Raw genomic sequence first — 20,009 nt, 5'->3', positions numbered from 1 at the left:
TCAAACTCTCAATAAAAAGTTTAATCTTAAATTGCTCATAAAACTTACTAATAAAAGAATTGCTGGTTTAAGTTTGTTTATATATTATTCTGTTCAATTTTCAAAGACCATTTGTTTCAATCGCTTTTGGCGACTTACTCATCTTATCACCGGAACTTTTCTTTGTCAACAACTTTTTAAAAGTTATTTTTCGAAAGTTCTGTGTGTCTTTTGGACTAGCCAAGCGACTCATTTATCTTACCATCTTTACTTAATAATAAATGTTGTTTTTATCTCTTATAAGCTTATTATTCACTCTATTCTTTTTTTTATTCCTATTTCCTTAAATTTTCTTATATTGATACTCATGGACTTGTTTATTTACTTTTTCAAAAAATTCAAATTATTTTTCCTTTCCCGTGGTATACTATAACCATCTAATATTTATTAAAAGAAATGAGGTGTTTAGTGGCTTGCCACGTATTATGAGTTATACATTAAATAAATCTTGGTCTTCTTTATTAAAAGAAGAGTTTTCTAAAGAGTATTATTATAAGTTAATGAATTTGTTAAATGATGAGTATAAATCTAAAGTTATTTATCCTCCTAGAGAATTTTTATTTGAAGCTTTAAATTTGACTTCTTATGAAGATGTAAAAGTTGTTATTCTAGGTCAAGATCCCTATCACGGTGCTAATCAAGCACACGGCTTAAGCTTTTCAGTAAACCCTGGTGTTAAAATTCCACCTTCTTTATTAAATATCTATAAGGAACTTCAAAGTGATTTAGGATTTCCTATTCCTAATCATGGTTATTTGAAGAAATGGGCTGAACAGGGAGTACTTCTTTTAAATACTTCTTTAACTGTTATTCAAGCTTCTCCTAATTCTCATCAAAAAATTGGTTGGTCAATTTTTACTGATAAAATTATTTCTTTAATCAATGAAAAAGAAACTCCTGTTGTCTTTATTCTTTGGGGGAATAATGCTATTTCAAAAAAATCATTAATTACTAACAAAAAACATTTAATTCTTCAATCAGTGCATCCAAGTCCGCTATCAGCAAGACGTGGATTTTTTGGTAGCAAACCATTTTCTAAAACCAATGAATTTTTAATAGCAAATAATCTTTCTCCTATTGATTGGGAGATTAAAAATATTTAAATGAATTTGTTAAATCTAAAAAGGCTATCACAAAATATTTTCATTATTTTGCAATAGCCTTTTTTTAGTTTATTTTCTTTTCATTAAGATTTTTTAACATTAGTCTGTATTCTTCATCATTTATTAAACAGTATGTTTTCATTATATCTATTGTTTCTTTATCATATAAACACTTTTCCTCTCTATTTTTTGTATTTACATGTTTAGTTGTCATTACTCCAACGATACTTGCAGTTACTATTAATAGTGATGCAACTAGTACAAACTCCATAATTTTTCTCCTAAATTAAAAGATTACTATATCACTATATTCATTTATTTATTTTTTATTTACTTATTTTTTTATTTCTCACTACCATATTAAATATACTTCCCATTAAAACACCCACTACTCCGAATACGGAAAAATATAAAATTATATTTTCTAAGTATATTCCCACTATACTTCCTATTAATATTCCTACAATTAAAAATAGTGTTAAACACCTTTCTTCCCTTTTTATAATTCTTTTTTCCTCTTCATATACCATAGCCCTTGCCTCCAATTATTTCTATAATTTTATTCTACATATTAGATATTAATTTTTCCTTAATATCTTCTTAAGTAATTCTTAGTCTTTTATTAACATTGAACTCACTTATTTTAAGTATTTCATTTTTTTATTTTTTTAATCATTTTTCTCTTATAATAATTAGACGTTTTAACTTTTATTTTTGTTTCATTTTATATCAAACTTTTTTTATTTTGATAAATAAAATCTTCTTATCATTCTGCTATCTATGTATTTAACAATCTCACCTTCTGTTTTGTGACATTCTCTAACTCATTATTTTTAATTTTGAACAGACCTCCTTTGGTTTTAATTTGGTTGGTAAACCTAAATTATTTTCCTAAAGGAGGTATTTTTTTATTCACGCATAGCTAAAAGCTTTTAGAACCACAGGTCAAACCTGTGGTTCTAAAATACAAAAAAAAAAGCATTAACTTACGTTAATGCTTTGGTGGCTCGAGCAGGAATCGAACCAGCGACACGAGGATTTTCAGTCCTCTGCTCTACCGACTGAGCTATCGAGCCATACTGACCTAGCAACTTGCTACTCTCCCACACAGTCTCCCGTGCAGTACCATCGCCGTTATAGAGCTTAACTTTCCTGTTCGGAATGGGAAGGAGTGTTTCCTCTATGCCATCATCACTAGATTACTTAATTAATAATATATTAGTTTTCCACTTTTGTCAATATTTTTTTAAATATTTTTTTAGACTTTCTTTTCCTTCTTTATATTCTTTGTAGTTTTCTAATTCAACATAATCTTTTTCAACAAAGCTTTTCGCTTCCCTTCTTATTATTTCTTCTGGATTATCATAGCCTATTAATTCCTCACTAAAATACTTGCTCTCTTGAAAATTATTTATCAAAATATCTTCGCAGCATATCTTAAACCATTTACTAGCCTCTTCAAAATTATTCAAAGCTATATTTATATCTACTAAATAACTCCCTGCATTATTATATGTTACTTTAAACTCTCTAGAAATTTTATCTAGCCCTTCTGCATATTTTTTAGCTTCATTAAATTCTTCTTTATCAATAGCTTCTCCCATTAATATTGTTAAATTTGATATTGCATTGTTTAAGTTATCTAAAAGCTTTAATTTCAAATTTTCTTCTCTCATATTAACTCCTTTCCCATCATAACTAATCCCTCATGTACTTTATATCCTCTTCTATTATAAAATCCTTCTGCTTTTTCATCTCTTGTTGTCATTAATATTATTTCTTTTATTTTTCTTTCTTCTAATCTTTTTTCTAATTCTAAAATTAATTTTTGCCCATATCCTTTGCCCTGTTGATTTCTATCTGTGCAGAATTCTTTTATATTAAACATTTTCCCATTATAAAAAACTTCTTCATGCCCTAATATAAATCCACATATCTTATTGTCTTCAATTACCTTTATCCCATAAACTCCGCTATCATTCATCATATTATTTAATCTTTCTGTTGCAGTCTCTACTGTCCACTCATCATTCCATGGTTCATTATTAAATGCCTCTATATATATTTCTACCATTTCTTTTAAATCATCTTTTTTTATTTCTTTAATCATTTTTATTCTCCTTTATTCTATAACCTCATTTTACTCTCTAATCCAATTTATTACAATTGATTATTTTCCTCTTTCTTTACCTTACTTCCTTCATATCATTTAATTCTTTTGCCTATTCTGTCATAATGAAATAATAATATATTTAATTTGGAGATGATTTAATGACTAATAAAATAGAACAACTTACTGAGATTTTAAGAGAAAGTAATAACATTGTGTTTTTTGGCGGTGCTGGAGTTAGTACAGAAAGTAATATTCCTGATTTTAGAAGTGCTAATGGTTTATTCAATGAAAAGCTTAATATGACTTTTACCCCTGAACAACTTGTATCTCACTCTTTCTATGTTAGATACCCTAAAGAATTTTTCAATTTTTATAAAGCTAAGCTTATTTATCCTGATGCTAAACCTAATAATGCACATATAGCTTTGGCTAAACTTGAGGAGCTTGGAAAGCTTAAAGCTGTTATCACTCAAAATATTGATGGTCTTCATCAAGCTGCTGGTTCTAAGAATGTCTTTGAACTTCATGGTTCTGTTCTTAGAAACTATTGTACTAAGTGTGGACAATTTTATGATGAAAAATTCATTTTAAATTCTAATGACGTTCCTGTATGTACTAATTGTTCTAGTATTGTTAAGCCTGATGTAGTTCTTTATGAAGAAGGTCTTGATAATAGTATTATTAATGGTGCTATAGATGCTATTACAAAAGCTGATACTTTAATAATCGGTGGAACTTCTTTAATTGTTTATCCTGCTGCTGGTCTTATTGATTATTTTAGAGGTAAAAATCTAATTTTAATTAATAAAAGCTCTACTTCTGCTGATTCTAAAGCTACACTTATTATTAATGATTCTATTGGTAAAGTTCTTGGAGAAGCAGTTAATAACCTTTAATCCACATTTAAATTAATTTTCTCTAATCTATAACCACTTTTTGTGGATTATTTTTGAATATTACTTATAAAAATCACCATTTTGGAAAATCTATATCTGAAAGAGGTGATTTTTTTAATATGAAAAAAAATTTAAAATTTATCAAATTAATTCCCCTATTACTTTTATTCTCATTGCTTGGAACACCAATTAGTGCTTTCTCTCAAATGGGTGAAGATGTTCCTGTTGATAAACAAGTTTTAGTTTTTGACAATGACAATCATAACAAACTTCCAGAACGTTTTAGAAAATCGAATGACCCTATTGAGGACCCTGGAAATCTTAATTTAACTGGATTAAAGTGTTTGAATATTTCTGGTAGTCAACAGTATTCTAAAGATGGTCTGACTCTTCTGAAAGAACAACTTCCAAAAGATAAAACACTTGTTTTCTTTGATTTAAGACAAGAATCACATGGATTTATCAATGGTCTTCCTATAAGCTTTGAAGGTGATGGTGATAAAGCTAACATGGGACTTACTCATAGTCAAGTTATAGCTAGAAATGATGCACAGCTTGCTAGCATTAAAATAGGCACTCCTATCACTATAAAAGGAACTTCTATTACTCCAAAGGAAGTTTACTCAGAACAAACTCTTATTAAAAATAATAAAGATAATTATGTGAGAGTAACTGTAACTGATACTAAACCTCCAACTCCTGAAATGGTTGATTATTTTGTAGCTGCAGTTAATAAGTTACCTAAAAATTCTTGGCTTCATTTCCATTGTAAAGAAGGTATTGGTAGAACAACTAATTTTATGACAATGTATGATATGATGAAAAATGCTAAAACGGTTCCTATGAACGATATTATTTTAAGACAAATTAAACTTGGAAACCTTGAAGATAAAGAAAAAGGCTTAGAAGATAAGGAGCGTATGGCTCTTTATACTAAATTCTATGCATACTGTAAAAAAGGTGATTTCACTAAAAAGTTTTCAACTTTTAATTAATTAAAGGTTTATTATGTATTTTTAATACTACTCCTAAATATACTTATATAAATAGTGTATTTAGGAGTTTTTATTATGATATATATAATTTTTATAATCTTAGTTATCGGCACATTAGCTTTTATAATTTTTACTTATGAGAGTAGAATTTCTAACCTAAAAAATGATTTAATTATTTTAACTAGCAATTTAAACAATCTAAAATCTAAAATGCCAAAAGGAAATACTTCTGTTCACATAGATTTCAAAATCCCATCTCATAAGTTGGGTCTTATTAAATCTGGAGCAATGGTTTATCTTTCTCCTGATGAACAAGGTATTATTGAGAAAACAAGTATTCATATGGAAGTTGCCATTCTTGATGAATGTTTCTTTAAAAACTCAACCTGGTTTTATGTTGCTCTACCTGTAAATAGAAGTGATAATTCTAGAGGATGGATTAACAAGAAATTTTTCACTTCATTTCAATAAATAATCTTCAATACTAAAAGAAGCTACCTTTTTTAAGATAGCTTCTTTCCCTTTATCTAAACAAGGTCATAAAAACAATAAATACTATTACACTCATTATAAGCGGTAAATTTATTATTTTTTCTCCTATGACATTACTATAACTTTTATTAATATTCCCTCTTACTATATTTATTCTTTCTAGCTTCTTTAAAATAGTATAAATGATGCCTCCTGTAATCACTATAGTAAATATAATTCCTACTATATCACCTACATTTATTCCACTTCCTACCTCTACTACTTTTTCTGATTCTCCTATTGCCTTCATTGCATTGTGTTGTATCTTCTGCAACGTTACTGATGTTCCATTTATTATAAAGTGAATTATCATAGATGAAAAAATACATCCTGTAACTCTCACGGCGTAAACTAGAACAAATCCTAATGCTGCTGTATAAATAAACTGATGGGCATTTAAGTGAAATACACCAAATAAAAATCCTCCAACAAGAGCTGCTTTAAAATTGCTTTTTTCATCATAATTACTAAGTACAACTCCCCTTAGGGATATTTCTTCAGTGATTGCAGGCATAACAGCTATCAGTAATAATAATATTAAATATGGTGTCCCTCCTATGCTCCCCATAAAATCACTAATTGTATTCTTAAAAAATATACTACTTATACTTCCAAATGCCCCTGTGAATGGTACACATACAATTCCCAGTACTATAATTAATATTAATTCTCCTACCTTTAGCTTACGAAACTTAAATACTTCCCTAAACTTTTGTTTTGTTATTATCACATATAATATAGATGGAATAAAAAAGCTTATGAAATGACTCATAACCAATCTTATTCTAGGATCAAAAATCTGCAATTCTTTAAATATGTCATACAATAAAAAGCTACTAAATATTCCCCATACCAGTATAATGAAAAAAAACAAATTTCCCCTATAAATCTTCTTCATAAAATTCCCCCTTTTAAAATTTTCCATAGTATAAATTTTTATAATAAGGAGATACTTATTATTGAGGCTATTTGCTTCATTAATTAATCGCCTCTCCCCCATTTTATTTATATACAAATAACACAATCCCTCTTATCTCTCCTAAGATAAGAGGGATTGTATTATTATAAGCCTATGCATATATAGTAATTATAATGCTTACTTTTTTAAAATCTCTCGTCTAATCATATCTAACGCTTTAAGGCACGCTTTTCTTCTTACAGAATTTCTATCCCCATTAAATATATTCTTCGTTACTATAGCACCATCTTCTGTTGCTACTGCTATATATACAAGTCCTACTGGTTTATCTTTTGTTTCGCCTCCTGGTCCTGCTATTCCTGTTGTTGAAACTCCTATTTTAGAACAACATCTTTTTCTTATTCCTTCTGCCATCTCAATTGCAGTTTCTTCACTTACTGCTCCTACAGCATTTAACGTTTCTTCTTTAACACCTAACGTTCTCATTTTAGCTTCATTTGAATAAGTTATAGCACCTTCTAAAAACACCTCAGATATTCCTGGATAATCTATTAAAGTTCCTCCAAGTAATCCTCCTGTACAAGATTCTGCTGTTCCTATAGTCATACCTTTTTCTACTAAAAGCTTTCCTACAACTAAATTTAATCCCTCTTCACCAATGTTATATATGTTTTCTCCAACTCTTTCTTGTATTTCTTTTATAACTGGCTTTATTATTTCTTTTGCCTCTTCTACAGTTTTTGCTTTCGCTGTCACTCTAAGAAGTGCCTCTCCTTCTTTTGCATAAGGTGCTACAGTTGGATTTATACCATCATCTATTAAATCTTGAACCATATTTTCTAGTGTACTTTCTCCAACTCCATAAACCCTAATTACTTCAGAGATAATTGTATTTCCTGTTAACTCCTCTAAATAAGGTCTTACTCTATCATTGAACATTGGTTTCATTTCTCTTGGTGGTCCTGGTAATATTATTATTATCTTTCCATCCTTTTCTAAGATAGCTCCTGGTGCAGTTCCGTTATCATTTTTTAATACTCTAGCTTCCTTAGGAAAATATGCTTGTTTTTCATTACTCTTTGTATATTTTCTACCAAGTTTCTCAAAATACTCTTGAATATCTTTTAAGCTTTCCTCATGTAACACAGATTCAAATCCAAAATACTTACATGCCAGCTCCTTCGTCATATCATCTTTAGTTGGTCCAAGCCCACCTGTTGTAATTATAATATCACTCTTTAATAATCCTTCTTCAAATGCTTTAAGAATTCTGTCCTCATTATCCCCTACAACACTTTGGTGATATACTTCAACACCTATATTTGCAAGTTCTCTTGATAAATATTGTGCATTTGTATTTACTATATCTCCTAATAAAATTTCAGTTCCTACAGATATTAATTCACATCTCATAATTTTAGACTATTTTTAAATAGTCTCTTTCACCTCCTTTTTTCTTTATTATACCACTTATAAAAGATGAAAAGTATTTGCTATATTAGCTATCAAAGTAAAAGAAAAAGATGCCCTAAGGCATCTTTTATTTAAACATCTCTTTATAATACTTTCCATCTTTAAGGTATGAAACACCATACTGATAGAATCCTAAGAATTGACCATTATACTTAGTTACTTTTTGAGTTGTAATTTCGTCAACTTCACTTTGCGAACTGTAGTTTACATATATTTGTCCATCCTGTCTAACATTTATATCACTACTTTTCACTGGTTCCTTTAGTGAAATAACTTTACTTTGTGCATTAGTATTATCTAAATCCTTAGTTACTATGCTACTAATTTCTCCATTATTTACTTCACCTAAGTAAATAGTTCCATTATCATCAATACCTAAAATAGTTAACGGATTCTTTGTATTCATTGGAATTCTTCCATTTGGTTGTGTAATATGAAGTATATTTCCACCCTTTGCAACATAAATTAATCTATCTTGTGTTGGCATTGTATCCATACTTCCTAATTGATTAACAACTGGATATATTGGTTGTGCACTTGTTTGGTTAATATCTATTCTAAAAATAGTATTATTTATCTGCACATACGTAACTCCTGTAATAGTTGATGCTTTAATATCGTAATTAACATAGCTTTGACTGTATGGTGCTATATTAACTAATTTTCTATTTTGTCCTGTTTGTGCATCATAACTATAAAGAACAACTTCTCCATCATTATTTTGTAAGTTTAATAACATATCTCTTCCATCTAGCCACTTAGCACATAATATTGGATTTTCTTCTGTTCCTAAATCTTTCGTTTTCCCTTCAGAAGAGTCTGCAATTTTATATACTCCATTTGTTTGATATGTGATATATACACCATCAAATGATACTCCCACATTTTGAGCATCTCCCGGTATTTCTATATGAACTGTTTTTTGATTCATACTATCGGATATTGATATTTTTTGCATATTAACATTTGTGTCATCTTCAAAGTAGAAATTATTTAGATAAAATAAGATACCACATTGTATTACAAGAGATATTAACACCCATAATATTATAAGTTTTATTTTCTTCATCTTTTCTCCTCACTACTTAACCACTACTGATGATACGATATATCTCTCACCTAAACCATTAGATAGATTATTTATTACTTTTCCATCTAAATACATAGTTGATGATTTACCACCATCTAAGTTTATCGCTGTTACACACTGTCCTTTTGTAAGCATTAATGTTTGAAGCTCTGTCATTGTAGCTCCTAACCCATTTACAATACTTCTTCCATCAATAACCATCATAACTATTGCTCCATCAGCTCTTTGACCTATAGCTGTTCTTGGTGCAACTCCCCATGTTGCTGATACTCCTGAAAGATCTGTTGGTTTACCATTTTGTACAAGCACTGGTCCAAAGCTTACTGCTTGTGTAACTCCCATATTTTTAAGTTGCTGAAGAGTATATGATCCCGCATACATTTTCCCTTGTGCATCCATTGCCATACATGTAGTTGATTCTCCAGGTTTTAAATCTGATGCTACAACTTTTCCATCTGATATGATAACACCACTTGGTGTTCCACCATTACCAGTCCAGTTTGCACTACTTGATGTATCCACAAAAGCTCCACCATTAATTGCTGCTACAGCATTGTTTTGTATTGCCATTTGTGATGTAGTTTCACCTTTTTTGTATAAACTATTTGTATATGCAACCTTTATCCTCTTAGGATTATTAATTACTAACATATATCCTGTATATTTTGAATTATCAAATTTATATAGGTCTATCCTATTATCATGAGTACCTTGTATATCAACTGTTGATCCATTGTCTCCTTGAACCGAATTACTTCCAGCACTTGAATTTAAAATTTCATTTATCTTTTCTTTAGATAAAAATGCTGTTGCTAAATACTGATGACTAAATGTTGTCATTGCTGATCCAACATATATCCTTTTAGCAGTATCAAATGGTCCATATAGAAGAACAAATGGTGCTGTTATTGCAGTAAATATTACTTCGAAAACCACAAAAGCTATTACAAGCTTCCATTTCTTCTTTTTTTTCTTCTTCATAAGAACTCTCCTAATTACATAATATTTTTCATTATATAATTTTTTCAAAGCTTTGAATTAAATAAATGGGAACATTTTTAAATAAGTTACTTATTATTCACCCTTAGTTCACAACTATTTTTTGCTTTTCTTAAAATTTATATAATTAATTACAAATTTCTTACGTTTTTATCTATATTTAATCAATTACATTTTCCTTATAAACCTTGTTAATATTTATTCTACATTTCTAAAATAGTATCTATATTTTTCATTTTTTTTATTCATTAAAGCCTACCATCCAGTAGTTGCATTTTCCTTTGTAAAGTGACTTCCATCATTTTTAAATTCTATTTTTACATTTTCATTTTCTACCAATATCTTAGTTAGAGTAGCTTGTCCCATTACTTCTGTATTTGCTTCTTCGTCTTTAAAGTAATGCATTAAAGCTTTTAATGTTATTCCATGAGTAACTATCATAATAGTTTTTTCATCATCTTCCTTAATAACTCTATCCATAAATGCCTTTACTCTTTCTCTAACTTCCTTTAATGTTTCACCATTAGGCGCTTTAATCTCTGTGTTTCCTGTCATTATAAGATTCATATCAAAATTCTTATCTATTTTAAATAAGTCATCTATTTTTTGACCTTCAAAATCTCCAAAGCTCATTTCCATTAAGCCTTCTTCGCTTAAAAATTCTATCTCTTTATTTCCTTTTACAATTTCAGCTGTCTTATACGCTCTTTCAATAGGGCTTGTGTATATTTTATCTATTTTCATAGTACTTACCCTCTTTGATAATTCTTTAGCTCTTTCTACCCCAAACTCTGTTAATGGTGAATTTCCTCTTCCTTGAAGTCTTTTTTCTAAGTTCCACTCTGTTTGTCCATGTCTAGTCAAATATATTGTTATCATCTTTTTCCTCCTTGTGTTACCTTATATTCTAAATTTTCTTATATGCATAATTAAATAAATTATTTCTTGTTTTGATAATCTATAATTAAACTGTTTTTCTATATATGCCTCAATTTTATCAACACATTCTTTTTCATTACTATATTTATTTACTACCATTTCATAAAAATCTTTATCTTCATCTTTTACCTGTGTTCTTTTAAATATTCTTTGTGCAAAAAATTTTAAATGTGTTATAAATCTCATATAATCCAGTGAATTTTCATCAAACTCTATATTGTATTCTCTTTTTACAATACTTAATATTTTATTAGTCATTATAGTTATATTCATTGTGTTTGACATATCTTCATTTAGTGCTGAGTTTATAATATGAAGTGCTACAAATCCTGCTTCATCTTCTGATAACTTTGTTCCTGTATATTTTTCTACGATTTCTATTCCTTTAAGACCTACTTCAAACTCTTTCTTATAAAGACTTTTTATTTCCCATAATATTGGATTATCAATTCTAATTCCTTCTTTTTCTCTTGTTACTGCAAAATATAAGTGGTCAGTTAACATAATAAATATTACTTCATTTAATGTTGTGTTTAGTTTATCTTCTGCTATCTTTACAATATCTTTAGTTATGTTTAAATATTCCTCCGGTGTTTCGCCCATAAGTTGCTTAAAACTTTTATTTTCTCTCTCACCTTGCAATTTAAATACTTTTTCTATGCTATTTGGCTTTACAATATCCCCTAAGCTTTTCTGAAAACCAACACCTTTTCCCATAACAATAATCTCTTCACCATCAATATTAGCTACAACAACATTATTATTTAAAATTTTACTTACTCTCATACACCCTCCGTAAATTTATAAGCTTTATTTATTAATATCTATTTCTACGTCTTAATATCACAAATTTTATTTATATTTTTAATTAACCCTCAAAAATATTTCCCTTACCTATATTATCATCTTTTTCACATTTTTCAAAATTTATTAATATTTGTGTTGACATTTATATTTTTTCTATGATAACATTTACTTGTAAATAACCAGTGATTTTTTGTTACTATTTAATTAGGCAAATGTCACTCATCCTTTTCGTTAAACAAACTTCAAAATTTAATATAGTAAGATTGTTACTATAAACAGGCAAGACTTAAATATCTGTAAATCTAGGTATCTTTATACCTAAATGATTTATAAATATTTAGGTCTTTTTTATTCTAAAAATTTATTTATTAATTATTATTTAGGAGGAATTATTCATGCTACAAACTTTACAAAGAATCGGAAAAGCTATTATGCTTCCAATTGCCGCATTACCTATCGCAGGTATTTTACTTGGTGTTGGTGGTGCCTTACTTGGAATTGCAGGACTACAAAATGCTCCTGCTGTATACGAACCATTAATTTCATTCGTTAATAATCCAGCTGTTACAGCTATATTAACAGTAATGAAAAATGTTGGAGATATTGTTTTTGGTAACTTACCATTATTATTTGCTGTTGGGGTTGCTGTTGGACTAGCTAAGAAAGATAAAGGAACTGCTGGTTTAGCTTCTGTATTTGGTTTCATTGTTATGAACCAAGTTATATCAACACTTTTAACTCTTGGAGTTACTCAATTAGGTGTAGTTACACCTGATAATGTTGGAGAATATGGAACTTATGTTACTACAAACTTAGGAATTTTCACTCTTAACATGTCTGTATTTGGAGGAATTATAACAGGTATAATCACTTCAATACTTCACAATAAATTTTACAATATTGAATTACCTGCAGTTATTGGATTCTTCGCAGGGTCAAGATTTGTTCCAATTATAACTGCTTTAGTTATGGCTTTAGTTGGAGGACTTTTAGCTTTCGCTTGGCCGGTTGTTCAAAATGGAATAAGCTTAATTGCTGAATTAGTTAAAAATGCTGGATACTTTGGTACTTTCTTATTTGGATTAGTTGAAAGATCATTAATTCCATTTGGATTACACCACGTGTTCTACACTCCATTCTGGTTTGGTTCATTTGTTGAAGCAAACATTATAGTTGATGGTGCTCAAACTGTTGTTGCTGGTGCAAACACTGCATATTTTGCTCAATTATCAAGCATGACTGACTTAGTTGGTGCAAGCCCAGAAGTTATGTCTAACATCGTTGCTGGTACTACAAGATTTATGGCTGGTAAATTCCCATTCATGATGTTTGGTTTACCTGCTGCTGCATTTGCAATGTATAAATGTGCTCATCCTACTAAAAAGAAAGTTGTTGCATCACTTATGATTTCTGCTGCTGTAACTTCATTCTTAACAGGTATTACTGAACCATTAGAATTTACATTCTTATTCGTAGCTCCAGTTCTTTATGGAGTGCACTGTTTACTTGCAGGACTTTCATTCATGTTAATGGATATCTTCAATGTATTTATAGGAATGACTTTCTCAGGAGGATTTATTGACTTCTCATTATTTGGTCTTTTACCTGCTGGTGCTGGTGTACCTACAAAATGGTTTATGGTTCTTTTAGTTGGTGCTGTATACGCTGTAGTTTACTACTTCTTATTTAGCTTTATAATTAAGAAATTCAACTTAAAGACACCTGGTAGAGACTCAGAAGAAAAAGAAACTAAATTATTTACAAAGAAAGATTTCCAAGGTTCTAACTCTGGTGATGAAATTCAAGTTAATGCTCCTTTAGTTTTAAATGCTTTAGGTGGAGAAAATAACATCGTTAGCGTTGATGCTTGTATCACAAGACTTAGAGTTGAAGTTAAAGATAAATCACTTGTAGAAAAAGATACATTAACAGACTTAGGTGCTGCTGGTGTTGTTGAGGTAGGAAATGGTGTCCAAGTTATCTTCGGTGCTAAAGCTAACTCTTATAAAAATGAAATTAACTCAATCTTAGGAGAAGATTAATCCCTTCTTTTTAAGAAAATAAAAGATGCCGTAGAATTAATTTTCTGCGGCATTTCCTATTTTAAAATTATTTTTACTAATATATTTTGCTACCTTTAATAATACATTTTCCATTTTCATAAACATCTTCTTCTATTTTTACTATATTATTTTCCTCAAAAATTTTATTTACTATTTCAAAATTTATAAGCTTCATGTTTTCTATTTTCATAGTAAACTCATCTTCAACACAAATTATGCCTAAATAATCGTGGATATTTCCATACTCCTGCTTAGTTAATTCTTTTTTTACATTCATTATATAATTTGACATAAAAAACCCCTCCTACCTTTTTATTATGATAAGAGAGGTTCCATTTTATTCTTCTTTTTCTTTATTTTCGATTAATTTTAATGTTTCTACCTTTGAAAGCTCTTCATGTCTCGAGTATTCTACTTCAAAATATCCTCTTCCACTTGTCATTGCCTGTAAATCTATTGCATATTCAAACAGTTCATTTTCTGGAACTTCAGCTATAATTGTTTTTACTTCACCTTCTCCTTCCATTCCAAGTATACGTCCTCTTCTTTTATTCATATCAGATATAACATCTCCCATATTTTCATCTGGAATATATATCGAAGCTTTCATTATAGGTTCTAATATTATTGGTTTTGCAAGTTCAATCCCTTTTTTATATGCTATTGCAGTAGCTATTTTAAATGCCATTTCTGAAGAATCTACAGCATGACTTGAACCGTCATAAAGAGTTGCTCTAAGTTCTACCATTGGGTATTCTAACAGTACTCCTTTTTTCATACAATCTTCTAATGCTTTTTCAACCACTGGTATAAAGTTTCTTGGAACTGCTCCTCCAACTACCTTATCTACAAATTCTAGCTCTGGGCTTCCATCAGTTCTTCTTTCAAATTTTATTTTTACATCCCCATATTGCCCATGTCCACCTGATTGCTTTTTATGCTTTCCTTGAACATCTGAATGACTAGTTATAGTTTCTTTATAATTAAATTTAGGCTTCTTAAAGATAACTTCTGCCCCAAACTTATCTTTTAGCTTACTTTCAACTACTTCTAAATGTAATTTTGATACTCCACTAATTACTTGTTCTCCTGTAGTTTCACGTCTTTCTAAAATTAAAGACTTATCTTCTTCAATAATTTTATTTAATCCTAAATTGATTTTATCCTCACTGCCCTTATCCTTTGGATAAACTGCCATATGCATCATTGGCTTTTTAAAGTTTAATTTATCATAAATAACATTGTAATCTAAGCTAGTTATAGTATCTCCCGTTTCAAATGAATCACATTTTGCAATGACACCAATATCTCCTGCAATTACTCGATTTGTTCTTTCTGTATTTTTTCCTTTTATAAAATATAAATTATTTATTTTTTCCTCTACATCCTTATTCCTATTTATTATGCTGTCATTATTTTTAACCTCTCCTGTTATAACTCTAAAATAAGATAACTTTCCTGCAAAAGGATCTATTGCTGTTTTAAATATAAATGCTGAAAATCTTTCTTCTTCATCTAAGCAAATATGATCTGTTTCACTATCCTCTCTTACACACTTTTGTGCTAATGACAATTCTGGAGTTGGGAAACACATAGCTATATCTTCTAATAAACACTCTACTCCAATACCATTTATAGAACTTCCACACATAACAGGTGCTATTTCACCTCTTGCACATCCATCTAACAATCCATTATAAATCTCTTCTTCTGTTAAAACCCCTTCATTAAAATACTTATCTAAAAGCTCTTCTCTTGTTTCTGCAACTGCTTCTGTTATCATTTGCTTACACTCACTAACTTTATCAGCAAGTTCTTTTGGAATTTCGCCTTCTTCCATCTTTTTTGTTTTAGGATTATATATTCTAGCTCTTTCAGAAATTATATTTATTATTCCCTTGAACCCCTCTTCTTTTCCTATTGGATATTGAATCGGCACTACACTTATTCCAAACCTATCTTTTAATTCCTCTAAGACTTTATCAAAATTTGAATTTTCTCTATCTAGTTTATTTATAAAAAAAGTCCTAGATAATTTTATTTTATTACAATAATCCCAAGCTTTTTCTGTTCCTACCTGTACTCCTGATACACCACAAACAACTATATTTGCTACATCAACAGCTCTCATTCCCTGAATACTTTCGCCATAAAAGTCAAAGTATCCTGGAATATCTACTAAGTTAATTTTTATATCATCTTTTTCAACTGGTACTACTGAAAGTGAAATTGAATATCCTCTCTTTTTTTCTTCATTATCAAAATCACTAATAGTATTCTTATCTTCTACTTTCCCAACTCTATCTATTATTCCGCATTTATATGCTATTTGTTCTACTAAGGATGTTTTTCCTGTTGCTCCATGACCTATTAATCCAACATTTCTAAGATTTTTTATACAATATTCTTTCATAATGCCCATATATACCTTTATAGATATATATTTTTCACCAGCCTTTCACAAACTCTTTTGTTTATATTTATGAAAAGGTTTAACCTTGTATGAAAGATTTAATCTCATAACTTATTAAAAAATCTTTATTCTCTCTTTTTTACTCACTTTGCTTATTTTATGTTAAATTGTCTGCTTTCTCTCTTTTTAAATCAATCTTAAAGTATTTCAAAATACTCTAAATATAATTCTTTTGATTCGCAAACTCTTTTTATTACTCTTTCTGCATCCTTATTTGTCTTTATTCTTAATCTATATGTGGCTACATTAAATTTATCTTCTTCACTTTTAACCTTCATATTAGTTATGATTACATTATTCCCTTTTATTAATTCTTGAAAAATTTCATATTTTCCCTCTTTTGCTCTTATGCTTATTTCTAATTGCTTATTATAAAAATTCTTAGATAACCTTGTTAATACTTCAAATACTATAAGTATTAAAATTGTTGTACAAACTGAGATTAAATACAGTCCACATCCTATTGCAAGACCAATTCCTGCTACACACCAAATTCCTGCAGCTGTTGAAAGCCCTCTAATATTCCCACTATCTTTTAGAATTATTCCCCCTCCAAGAAAACCAATTCCTGAAACAACCTGTGCTGCTATCCTGCTTGGATCCACCCGTACATTCTCTCCTAGCACTGCAAAAAAACCGTATTGCGATACAATCATTATTAAAGCTGCTCCGATACATACTAATATATGAGTTTTTATACCTGCCTGTTTTGAATGAGATTCTCTTTCATATCCAACAACACCTCCAAGTATTGCTGCAATTATTAATCTGATTACGAAATCCCATGGCATATTTATAGATTCCATATAACTAAAGTAATTTGACATTCTATTTCCTCCTATTTTCATCAATAAAACTTATTCTTACCTTTTTTACCTTTTTTTATGTAAAAAAGCTATTTCTAAAAATTTAGAAATAGCTTTTCTTTAACCATAACAAACTACAATAGTTCCTGGTGTTATATTATTATATATTGTTTCTGCTGTTTTTGGTGGTAAATTCACACATCCATGTGAACCATCAGTTTTATAAATGTTTCCACCAAATTTACCGTTTCTCCACCATGCATCATGAAGACCTATTCCACCATTAAATGGCATCCAGAATTTCACTGGTACATCGTAGTTTTTACCTTTTAAATGAGTATCATGTTCTTTATATTTTACATAATATACTCCATCTGGAGTTCCATCCTTCTTGCTTATATTTCCTGTAACTACATCACTTTCTATAATAAGCTTGCCATCTTTGTAGTACCATAACTTTTGTTTTGGTATATTTACCTCTACATAAGTATTACCTAACCCATCTGTTCCATAAGGTAATCCTTTTTGAGAATAAACTGGCTCTCTTGTAACAGTTTGTCCCTCTTCTATATTAGAAGTTAACTTTTCCACTTCAGCTTGGACATTTATCTTCCACCCAAAGTCTCCACCTTTAACTGTTGCCATTGTTCCTAAAGATGTTTTAAAGGTTCTCTCTTTTCCAACAGTATCATATTTACTAGCTAATGCTTGTACATAAGTTGTAACCTTATCACTACTAATATGAACATTCATGTCTTTATCTACATAAAGCCATTTATTTATAGTGTCTCCATCTAAAACTACAGACTCATCTCCAAAAGTATATGTTACCTTTGTATTTACATATTTATTTAATGTTTTTTGAGCCTCTATTGTTTTTTCTGAATCTTTTAGATATGTTGGTTTTTCATAACACCCTAAATTTTCTACATTTATTTTCTTTTCATTTTTTTCAACCGCTTGTAAAATAACTGTATCTAATTTATTTATATCTATCTTATCTCCCTGAACTGAATCCGTAATTATATATTTTCCATTCTCATATTCAAATCCAGCATTTTTAGGTTCCATTTCTTCTCTAAAATCAAAAATTTTATCCAAAGATTTATTTAATATTTCCTTATTATAAGTTTGAGTTATATCAATCTTTTTATAATTATTATTAAATATTTGCACTATCCATAAAAATGGAGTTTGCTTATTTTTTAATTCTGTTGCCTCATTACTAATATCATACTTAAAGCCTAAATCTTTTGTATCAACATATCCTGAAACATGATCGCGTCCTTTTATTTCTAATTTATAATCGTTTATTTTTTCTTCCACTAACTTTGTAGCACTTCCAACTGTTCTACCTGATACATTAACATTATTTATTGTAGAACCAAAGAAAAAGTGATTCATAAAATAAAGTGAAAAACCTAAATATCCAACTATAATTATAGCAATTGCTATAATAATACCTATTATTAATTTTTTCATAATACTATTTCTCCAAACTTAATATCATTCCTCTCATCTCAAATTTTATACCAAGTTTAGATATTATAATATTATAACAATAGTATTTTTTTTAATCAATGTCATCTAGATTACAATTTTTCCATTTTGTATACATATCTATCCTAAATCCTATCAACCGCCTCACTATAATACTCTATTAATTTAGGCTTATTTAATGTATTAATCTCTAATTTTTTGTCTTTTTTCTTTTCATCCTCTCCAAGGAAAAATATCTCTTTAACTGTGTCTTCATTCAAATATTTTAACTCTTTTTCTATCCTTAATTTATCTACATTAAATTCACTTTTTTTGCAAATATTAAATCCCCAACTTCCAAATGAAGGTACATATACTTCCATAGGTTTAACCTTAAAGTCTTCTGATTTTATAGTTTCATTTATACACCAAAAAGCACTATTAGAATTTAGTGGACTAGTAGATTGAACTACTAAAACTCCTTCCTTTGTTAATGAGGAATATATCAATCTATAAAACACATTTGTATATAATTTATTTAACCCTTCATTATTTGGATCTGGTAAATCGACTATTACTACATCATACCTTTCTCTATTTTCTTCTAAAAAAATATATGCATCTTCTGTTACTATTTTTAATTTATCATTCTCTAAGGAACCTTCATTTAATTTTTTTATTTCCTTATTACTTTTACAATACTCCACCATTTCATTATCTATATCTACCAATGTTATTTCTTTTACATCTTCATACTTTAAAATTTCCCTAACTGCTAATCCATCACCACCACCTAAAACTAAAATTCGTTCCCTATCTTTAGCTAAGCTCATAGCAGGATGTACTAAAACTTCATGATATCTGTATTCATCCTTTGAACTAAATTGAATATTTCCATTTAAAAATAACCTAAAATCATCTTTATGCTTTGTTGCTACTATTTTTTGATATTTAGTTTGTGTACTATAAATCACTCTATCTCTATATAAGTTATCTTCAAGGCTTTTAGATAGTTTATCTCCATTTAAAAAGAAAGTTCCCATTATCAAAAATAATCCTATCCCAACCCCTCTCAATATTTTGTAATTTTTTAATTTCTTCTTATATACAAAAACTAAAACTGTTCCTACTATTATATTTATAATTCCAACTAAAAAACTTGTTTTTAGTTGTCCTAAGTTAGGTAATAATACTAAAGGAAATGCTAATGAACCTATTAATGCCCCTATATAATCAAAGCTTAAAATATTTGCTATTGTTTCTTTCAAGTTTTCCTCTTCTTCA

General features: G+C 28.9%; 20 protein-coding genes, 1 tRNA gene and 1 rRNA gene. 5 read left to right on the top strand and 17 right to left on the bottom strand.

What is annotated here, in order from left to right; genetic code table 11:
• The first annotated feature begins 464 nt into the window (after positions 1-464).
• Complete coding sequence (locus tag ACRC28_RS01595; protein WP_438541706.1) at positions 465-1,142, top strand: uracil-DNA glycosylase; 678 nt, start codon at positions 465-467, stop codon at positions 1,140-1,142.
• A 64-nt stretch (positions 1,143-1,206) separates the two neighbouring features.
• On the opposite strand, the gene ACRC28_RS01590 is transcribed toward ACRC28_RS01595, so the two are convergent.
• The 6 genes from ACRC28_RS01590 to ACRC28_RS01565 form a co-directional block, all read right to left on the bottom strand.
• Positions 1,207-1,413, bottom strand: coding sequence for a hypothetical protein (locus ACRC28_RS01590; RefSeq protein ID WP_438541705.1), 207 nt, complete (start codon positions 1,411-1,413; stop codon positions 1,207-1,209).
• 55 nt (positions 1,414-1,468) lie between these two features.
• A complete protein-coding gene (locus tag ACRC28_RS01585) occupies positions 1,469-1,672 on the bottom strand; it encodes a hypothetical protein (RefSeq protein WP_438541704.1) in 204 nt (67 codons plus the stop codon).
• 470 nt (positions 1,673-2,142) lie between these two features.
• Positions 2,143-2,218, bottom strand: a tRNA-Phe gene (locus tag ACRC28_RS01580).
• A gap of 6 nt (positions 2,219-2,224) precedes the next feature.
• A 5S ribosomal RNA gene (gene rrf, locus ACRC28_RS01575) occupies positions 2,225-2,341 on the bottom strand.
• A 36-nt stretch (positions 2,342-2,377) separates the two neighbouring features.
• Positions 2,378-2,818, bottom strand: coding sequence for a hypothetical protein (locus ACRC28_RS01570; protein ID WP_438541703.1), 441 nt, complete (start codon positions 2,816-2,818; stop codon positions 2,378-2,380).
• Entirely contained in the window at positions 2,815-3,252 is a 438-nt protein-coding gene (locus tag ACRC28_RS01565; RefSeq protein ID WP_438541702.1) for a GNAT family N-acetyltransferase, read from the bottom strand. The genes ACRC28_RS01570 and ACRC28_RS01565 overlap by 4 nt, the downstream gene beginning before the upstream one ends.
• Before the next feature lie 161 nt (positions 3,253-3,413).
• Between ACRC28_RS01565 and ACRC28_RS01560 the strand changes: the two genes are divergently transcribed.
• The 3 genes from ACRC28_RS01560 to ACRC28_RS01550 all read left to right on the top strand — a co-directional run bounded on the left by ACRC28_RS01560 (position 3,414) and on the right by ACRC28_RS01550 (position 5,617).
• A complete protein-coding gene (locus ACRC28_RS01560) occupies positions 3,414-4,151 on the top strand; it encodes an NAD-dependent protein deacylase (protein ID WP_438541701.1) in 738 nt (245 codons plus the stop codon).
• 119 nt (positions 4,152-4,270) lie between these two features.
• A complete protein-coding gene (locus ACRC28_RS01555; protein ID WP_438541700.1) occupies positions 4,271-5,146 on the top strand; it encodes a fused DSP-PTPase phosphatase/NAD kinase-like protein in 876 nt (291 codons plus the stop codon).
• 75 nt (positions 5,147-5,221) lie between these two features.
• Complete coding sequence (locus tag ACRC28_RS01550) at positions 5,222-5,617, top strand: hypothetical protein (RefSeq protein ID WP_438541699.1); 396 nt, start codon at positions 5,222-5,224, stop codon at positions 5,615-5,617.
• 52 nt (positions 5,618-5,669) lie between these two features.
• On the opposite strand, the gene ACRC28_RS01545 is transcribed toward ACRC28_RS01550, so the two are convergent.
• From ACRC28_RS01545 to licT, 6 genes are all read right to left on the bottom strand, one after another.
• Positions 5,670-6,575: a lysostaphin resistance A-like protein gene (locus ACRC28_RS01545; RefSeq protein ID WP_438541698.1), complete on the bottom strand. Its 906-nt coding sequence runs from the start codon at positions 6,573-6,575 to the stop codon at positions 5,670-5,672.
• A gap of 198 nt (positions 6,576-6,773) precedes the next feature.
• Positions 6,774-8,009 carry a competence/damage-inducible protein A gene (locus ACRC28_RS01540; RefSeq protein ID WP_438541696.1) on the bottom strand — a complete coding sequence of 412 codons (1,236 nt, stop codon included), beginning with the start codon at positions 8,007-8,009 and terminating at the stop codon, positions 6,774-6,776.
• Between the two features lie 127 nt (positions 8,010-8,136).
• Entirely contained in the window at positions 8,137-9,138 is a 1,002-nt protein-coding gene (locus tag ACRC28_RS01535) for a hypothetical protein (protein ID WP_438541695.1), read from the bottom strand.
• Positions 9,139-9,150: 12 nt separating this feature from the next.
• The gene (locus ACRC28_RS01530) at positions 9,151-10,140 is read right to left on the bottom strand and encodes a phosphodiester glycosidase family protein (protein WP_438541694.1); all 990 of its coding nucleotides are present in this window, start codon (positions 10,138-10,140) and stop codon (positions 9,151-9,153) included.
• A gap of 273 nt (positions 10,141-10,413) precedes the next feature.
• Positions 10,414-11,037: a histidine phosphatase family protein gene (locus ACRC28_RS01525; RefSeq protein WP_438541693.1), complete on the bottom strand. Its 624-nt coding sequence runs from the start codon at positions 11,035-11,037 to the stop codon at positions 10,414-10,416.
• 21 nt (positions 11,038-11,058) lie between these two features.
• Positions 11,059-11,883, bottom strand: coding sequence for a BglG family transcription antiterminator LicT (gene licT, locus ACRC28_RS01520; RefSeq protein WP_438541692.1), 825 nt, complete (start codon positions 11,881-11,883; stop codon positions 11,059-11,061).
• A gap of 416 nt (positions 11,884-12,299) precedes the next feature.
• Here licT and ACRC28_RS01515 point away from each other — a divergent pair, with 416 nt between their 5' ends.
• Positions 12,300-13,946: a PTS transporter subunit EIIC gene (locus ACRC28_RS01515; protein WP_438541691.1), complete on the top strand. Its 1,647-nt coding sequence runs from the start codon at positions 12,300-12,302 to the stop codon at positions 13,944-13,946.
• A 76-nt stretch (positions 13,947-14,022) separates the two neighbouring features.
• Here the strand turns inward: ACRC28_RS01515 and ACRC28_RS01510 are convergent, their stop codons facing one another.
• The 5 genes from ACRC28_RS01510 to ACRC28_RS01490 all read right to left on the bottom strand — a co-directional run.
• On the bottom strand, positions 14,023-14,259 hold the full coding sequence (locus ACRC28_RS01510; protein WP_438541690.1) for a hypothetical protein: 237 nt from the start codon (positions 14,257-14,259) through the stop codon (positions 14,023-14,025).
• Positions 14,260-14,304: 45 nt separating this feature from the next.
• Positions 14,305-16,380, bottom strand: coding sequence for an elongation factor G (locus tag ACRC28_RS01505; protein ID WP_438541689.1), 2,076 nt, complete (start codon positions 16,378-16,380; stop codon positions 14,305-14,307).
• A gap of 197 nt (positions 16,381-16,577) precedes the next feature.
• Positions 16,578-17,267 (bottom strand): MgtC/SapB family protein, encoded by a 690-nt coding sequence (locus ACRC28_RS01500; RefSeq protein ID WP_438541688.1) that lies wholly within the window; start codon positions 17,265-17,267, stop codon positions 16,578-16,580.
• 99 nt (positions 17,268-17,366) lie between these two features.
• Positions 17,367-18,728 (bottom strand): L,D-transpeptidase family protein, encoded by a 1,362-nt coding sequence (locus tag ACRC28_RS01495; protein WP_438541687.1) that lies wholly within the window; start codon positions 18,726-18,728, stop codon positions 17,367-17,369.
• Between the two features lie 143 nt (positions 18,729-18,871).
• Positions 18,872-20,009 (bottom strand): polyamine aminopropyltransferase (locus ACRC28_RS01490; protein ID WP_438541686.1); only part of this gene is annotated, 1,138 nt, incomplete at its 5' end.

Origin of the sequence: Clostridium sp., assembly GCF_051650885.1 — a bacterium.
GTDB lineage: Bacteria > Bacillota > Clostridia > Clostridiales > Clostridiaceae > Clostridium.
The sequence above is the reverse complement of the archived record's forward strand: the minus strand, read 5'-3'. Positions and strand labels throughout refer to the sequence as shown.

Excerpts from the sequence above, each read along its gene's own strand:
- ACRC28_RS01595 (WP_438541706.1), top strand. The coding sequence starts at position 465 with ATGAGTTATACATTAAATAAATCTTGGTCTTCTTTATTAAAAGAAGAG.
- ACRC28_RS01590 (WP_438541705.1), bottom strand. The coding sequence starts at position 1,413 with ATGGAGTTTGTACTAGTTGCATCACTATTAATAGTAACTGCAAGTATC.
- ACRC28_RS01585 (WP_438541704.1), bottom strand. The coding sequence starts at position 1,672 with ATGGTATATGAAGAGGAAAAAAGAATTATAAAAAGGGAAGAAAGGTGT.
- ACRC28_RS01570 (WP_438541703.1), bottom strand. The coding sequence starts at position 2,818 with ATGAGAGAAGAAAATTTGAAATTAAAGCTTTTAGATAACTTAAACAAT.
- ACRC28_RS01565 (WP_438541702.1), bottom strand. The coding sequence starts at position 3,252 with ATGATTAAAGAAATAAAAAAAGATGATTTAAAAGAAATGGTAGAAATA.
- ACRC28_RS01560 (WP_438541701.1), top strand. The coding sequence starts at position 3,414 with ATGACTAATAAAATAGAACAACTTACTGAGATTTTAAGAGAAAGTAAT.
- ACRC28_RS01555 (WP_438541700.1), top strand. The coding sequence starts at position 4,271 with ATGAAAAAAAATTTAAAATTTATCAAATTAATTCCCCTATTACTTTTA.
- ACRC28_RS01550 (WP_438541699.1), top strand. The coding sequence starts at position 5,222 with ATGATATATATAATTTTTATAATCTTAGTTATCGGCACATTAGCTTTT.
- ACRC28_RS01545 (WP_438541698.1), bottom strand. The coding sequence starts at position 6,575 with ATGAAGAAGATTTATAGGGGAAATTTGTTTTTTTTCATTATACTGGTA.
- ACRC28_RS01540 (WP_438541696.1), bottom strand. The coding sequence starts at position 8,009 with ATGAGATGTGAATTAATATCTGTAGGAACTGAAATTTTATTAGGAGAT.
- ACRC28_RS01535 (WP_438541695.1), bottom strand. The coding sequence starts at position 9,138 with ATGAAGAAAATAAAACTTATAATATTATGGGTGTTAATATCTCTTGTA.
- ACRC28_RS01530 (WP_438541694.1), bottom strand. The coding sequence starts at position 10,140 with ATGAAGAAGAAAAAAAAGAAGAAATGGAAGCTTGTAATAGCTTTTGTG.
- ACRC28_RS01525 (WP_438541693.1), bottom strand. The coding sequence starts at position 11,037 with ATGATAACAATATATTTGACTAGACATGGACAAACAGAGTGGAACTTA.
- licT (WP_438541692.1), bottom strand. The coding sequence starts at position 11,883 with ATGAGAGTAAGTAAAATTTTAAATAATAATGTTGTTGTAGCTAATATT.
- ACRC28_RS01515 (WP_438541691.1), top strand. The coding sequence starts at position 12,300 with ATGCTACAAACTTTACAAAGAATCGGAAAAGCTATTATGCTTCCAATT.
- ACRC28_RS01510 (WP_438541690.1), bottom strand. The coding sequence starts at position 14,259 with ATGTCAAATTATATAATGAATGTAAAAAAAGAATTAACTAAGCAGGAG.
- ACRC28_RS01505 (WP_438541689.1), bottom strand. The coding sequence starts at position 16,380 with ATGAAAGAATATTGTATAAAAAATCTTAGAAATGTTGGATTAATAGGT.
- ACRC28_RS01500 (WP_438541688.1), bottom strand. The coding sequence starts at position 17,267 with ATGTCAAATTACTTTAGTTATATGGAATCTATAAATATGCCATGGGAT.
- ACRC28_RS01495 (WP_438541687.1), bottom strand. The coding sequence starts at position 18,728 with ATGAAAAAATTAATAATAGGTATTATTATAGCAATTGCTATAATTATA.